The 3902-nt window shown below is 66.0% G+C and carries 4 protein-coding genes and 1 pseudogene; 3 read left to right on the forward strand and 2 right to left on the reverse strand.

Annotated features, from left to right (window positions below; all coding sequences use genetic code 11):
• Window positions 1-108 precede the first annotated feature (108 nt).
• Entirely contained in the window at window positions 109-660 is a 552-nt protein-coding gene (locus EES42_RS36300) for an ATP-binding protein (RefSeq protein WP_124722627.1), read from the forward strand.
• A 135-nt stretch (window positions 661-795) separates the two neighbouring features.
• Window positions 796-1542: pseudogene (locus EES42_RS36305) on the forward strand (IS701 family transposase); the annotation flags it as partial.
• A gap of 339 nt (window positions 1543-1881) precedes the next feature.
• Here EES42_RS36305 and EES42_RS36315 read toward each other — a convergent pair.
• Window positions 1882-2865: a site-specific integrase gene (locus EES42_RS36315; protein WP_124722462.1), complete on the reverse strand. Its 984-nt coding sequence runs from the start codon at window positions 2863-2865 to the stop codon at window positions 1882-1884.
• Window positions 2866-2959: 94 nt separating this feature from the next.
• Window positions 2960-3259, reverse strand: coding sequence for a helix-turn-helix transcriptional regulator (locus tag EES42_RS36320; protein WP_124722463.1), 300 nt, complete (start codon window positions 3257-3259; stop codon window positions 2960-2962).
• A 389-nt stretch (window positions 3260-3648) separates the two neighbouring features.
• Here EES42_RS36320 and EES42_RS36325 point away from each other — a divergent pair, with 389 nt between their 5' ends.
• Window positions 3649-3840 carry a hypothetical protein gene (locus EES42_RS36325; protein WP_124722464.1) on the forward strand — a complete coding sequence of 64 codons (192 nt, stop codon included), beginning with the start codon at window positions 3649-3651 and terminating at the stop codon, window positions 3838-3840.
• Window positions 3841-3902 lie beyond the last annotated feature (62 nt).

Below are 3902 nucleotides of genomic sequence, written 5' to 3' on the forward strand. Positions count from 1 at the left end.
CCCTAGTACTCCAGCTGTAGATCGCGATCTTGCTGGTCGGGGATGTGGTCATGGGGATGGATCGATATCGGATCGCCTGAGGCGGTCGCCAACTGGCAGGCTGCTTCCATGGATCACGCGGAAGTACTGCTCATCGGGGGGCGGGCCGGTGTCGGCAAGACGACGGTGGGGTGGGAGGTTTCGGCGTTGCTGCGCGCCGTGGCGGTCTCCCATGCGGTCATCGATGGTGACTTCATGGGGCAGGTGCATCCGGCGCCAGAGGGGGACCCGCACCGTTCGGAGATCACGGAGAGGAATCTGACGGCCGTGTGGGAGAACTTCACCCGGCTCGGCTACTGCCGTCTGATCTACACGAACACCGCGAGTGTGCTGCCTGAGGCGACCGGCATGTTCGAGCGTGCCATGGGGGCGAAGGTGCGTATCACGCGGGTCTTGCTCACCGCTTCCGACGTTACCGCCGGCGAGCGGCTGGTCGGCCGGGAACTCGGCTCGGAGCTGGAGCAGGAGCTGGAAGGCGGTGTCCGTAAGGCACGGCTTCTGGACCAGCGGGCCTGCGCGGGGACCGTGCGGGTGGTGACAGACGGACGGCCTGTCGTGGACATCGCGCGCGAGGTTGTGACCGCCACCGGCTGGGCCGGGAAGCATGCCGCTCGCTGCTAATGATCGCGCTTGTGGGCTGGTCCGGGAACGGATGCGGCCACCGTTGATCATCGGTGTGTGAAGACAGAAGATCAGACGGTGGCCGCAGGTCACAGCGTAGATCCTGCCCGCTGGCAGGGCACGTTCGAGGTCCTGATGGGCCGTATCGCGGGGCGGTTTGCCCGGGTGGAACCACGGCGCCGGGCACGGGCGTTCGTGCTCGGGCTGCTGTCGGAGCTGCCGCGCAAGAACTGCTGGACGCTCGCCGAGCACGCCGGGGACGCGAACCCGTACGGCCTGCAGCACCTGCTGTCGCGGGCCAAGTGGGACGCCGATGCGGTCCGCGACGACATCCGCGGCTTCGTCGTCGAGCACCTGCACGACACCGCGGCGGTGCTGGTCGTCGACGAGACCGGTGACCTCAAGAAGGGCACGAACACGGTCGGCGTGCAGCGTCAGTACACCGGGACCGCCGGTCGCATCGAGAACAGCCAGGTCGCCGTCTACCTCGCCTATTCCACCCGGCGCGGACACGCGGCGATCGACCGCGAACTGTATGTCCCGCGTTTCTGGACCGAGGACACGGTCCGCTGCCGGGCCGCCGGGATCCCCGACACCGTCGGCTTTGCCACCAAGCCCGCACTCGCTGCCCGCATGATCGGCCGCGCCCTGGACGCCGGCGTCCCCGCATCCTGGGTAGCTGGCGACGAGGTCTACGGAGGCAACCCGCACCTGCGGACCGCACTGGAGAAACGGCAGGTTGGCTACGTCCTCACCGTCGCCCGTGACCACCAGATCACCACCCGCGCGGGCAAGCTCCGCGCCGACACTCTGGTCAAGAGGCTACCGAGGCGGGCCTGGCAGAAACTCTCCGCCGGCGCCGGAGCCAGAGGCCACCGCTTCGTGTGGTTCGTCCTGCGAGCAGGGACTTCTGAGGGACTTTGCGTGGCGATCTTGCTCCAGCCAGGCATCCATCGCCGCCAGACCCCGGGAGCCCGCGCCCGGCATGATGTGAGCGTAGTGATCGAGAGCGATCCTCGGGGACGAGTGCCCAAGCCACCTCGACAGGCTCACGATGGACTCGTCGGCCTCCAGTTGCACACTGGCGTAGGTGTGCCGGAGGACGTGGAACATGTCCGACCGGGACAGCTCGTAGGCGGGGTACTTGCGTACTCGGCCGCTGTAGCGCTGAATCTTTTCGCCCACGACCTTGATGACGTCGGCGGCGGCTAGGGCAGGCTTTCAGCTGCGTTCGTTCCACGTCCTGTAGTGGATTCGGTTGCCGTGCGAGGTGGTGAGAACCAGCATCACCGTGATCGGCTTGCGCTGCTTCTCTTCCAGGGGCGTCGTCGGTGCCTCGGGGTTTCGCCAGGGTAGTGTGCATGCCCGCGGAGGGAAACGCCGGAAATGTGCCTGGGCGCGGGCTGCCAGATTCGGTGCTACGGGGACCTCCCGGGTCTTGCCGCCTTTGGGAAGGCAGAAGTAGGGCCGTCCCTTGACGTCCCACCGGAGCTGGCGCCGTATGTGGACCACGCCGACCCCGAAGTCGAAGTCTTCCTCCGCGAGCCCGAAGGCTTCTCCCTGGCGCAGGCCGAGGCCGAGCCCCAGGTCCACGGCGAACCGGTATCGCTCCTGCAGGTGGGATCGCACGGCGTCCGCGGTGACGCGCGTCCAAGCCTTCGCCTTCTTCTCTGCTCGCCGAGGTCGCTTGACGCTCTGGTGCACCTTGACCGGGTTCCGGAGGAGTCGCCTGTCGTCCACCGCGCTGCTGAGGATGGAGGTGAGATGCACCCAGATCACCTCGGCCGTCGACGCTTCGACGCGACGCAGCAGGGACGCCTTGAACGAGCGCAGTGTGGAGGCGTCGATGTCCTTCAACGGGACGGCGCCTATGAGGGGGATCACGTGGTTCCAGATCCGGGTGCGCATGGAGGCGGCCGTGGACGGCTCATCCGTGCGGCCGGGCCACCAGTGCTCCTCGATGTAGTCGCTCAGCGAGATCGAACCGTCGCGAGGGTCGACGAACTCGCCCCGACCCGAGTCGGTCTTCGCGGAGGCCAGCCACTTCTTGGCGTCCTCGCTGGTGGCGAATGAGCGGTCCTGCACGCCGGGGATGCCTTTGACGCGGTATCGAAGGCCCTTTCCATAGAGGGCAGTGCGCTCGCGCTTACCGGTCTGCTTGTCCGGTCGCTTCTTGAGCCATCGGTCCTCTATATAGCCAGCCATGCGGTGATCCTCCCGGTGAGTTCTTTCGTGATCGTGCCTGCGTTGGTGTTGGGAACGTTGTTGGGGGTCGATTTTTATCCCGGACTGAGCTGCTTCATTGATCGATTTTTGAAGTGGGAAGGGCTGGCTTCCCAGGGCCCTCGACCCGGTGCTGGGGCTGTTGGTTCAAGGGGTTGAGGGCGGCGTTGGAGCGTGAGTCGGACATCTCCTGGTCGTGCACCCACTGATCCAGGGCCGAGATGCGGTACATGACTCGCCGCCCCATGCGGAAACTCGGGGGGCCTTGGCGACGATGGCGCCAGACATACAGAGTGTTCGTCGAAAGCCCCAGATATTCGGCCGCCTTCGGGAGGTTCAGGAAGGCGGTCTCGTACTGCGGATGGGTATGTGGCATTTCGGGACTCCCGTTGCTGAGTTGGTAGGTGACAGCTTGAGAATCCACAGAAAGGGTGTTTCGGGAAGACCGAAATTCTGTGCTATTGGGGCCGGTTCGTGGCCTACGCAGGAACGATCAGAGTCGCCCGTTCACTCGTCATGCGTAGGTATCGGGTTCCAATCCCGAAGGCGGCTTGGATCAACCCCAGGACTCACCCGCCGTGACCTGGCACAGGACACCGGCTTGCGAGGGGAGGGTGCATCAGAGATCCGTAAGTGGCGTATGGAATACGTCAGCGCTGCTTCTCCTCCGTGCGTGGGCCGACGCAAGATCAGTCCCGGCCTCGGAACCGGGGTCGAGTGAAGACCCGGGTGCGGTGGAAACCGCTGCCGGGGAAGGGAGTGGTCATGTCGTATTCACAGGCCGTAGAGCCGTCGAAGCGTGCGGAGATCTCCAAGCGTGCCGCGCTGAGCGTGGCGGCGCTCGCCGTTGCAGGAGGGGCGTTCTTCGTGCCGTCCGTCGGGCATGCCGCCGAGTCCCCGACCTCGGACCAGAAGATCGAGGCCGGGTGCGGGGATTGCTACCCCGACGTCATCTGATCGGCTGACCGACGCGCACGCGAGTGCGCGCGAGCGCGTCGCGGACCCGCCGGTGCTCACAC

It is taken from the genome of Streptomyces sp. ADI95-17, assembly GCF_003846175.1.
GTDB classification, from domain to species: Bacteria; Actinomycetota; Actinomycetes; order Streptomycetales; family Streptomycetaceae; genus Streptomyces; species Streptomyces sanglieri.

Bases quoted from the DNA above. Each gene is read 5' to 3' on its own strand.
- EES42_RS36300 (WP_124722627.1), top strand. From the start codon at position 109: ATGGATCACGCGGAAGTACTGCTCATCGGGGGGCGGGCCGGTGTCGGC.
- EES42_RS36315 (WP_124722462.1), bottom strand. From the start codon at position 2,865: ATGGCTGGCTATATAGAGGACCGATGGCTCAAGAAGCGACCGGACAAG.
- EES42_RS36320 (WP_124722463.1), bottom strand. From the start codon at position 3,259: ATGCCACATACCCATCCGCAGTACGAGACCGCCTTCCTGAACCTCCCG.
- EES42_RS36325 (WP_124722464.1), top strand. From the start codon at position 3,649: ATGTCGTATTCACAGGCCGTAGAGCCGTCGAAGCGTGCGGAGATCTCC.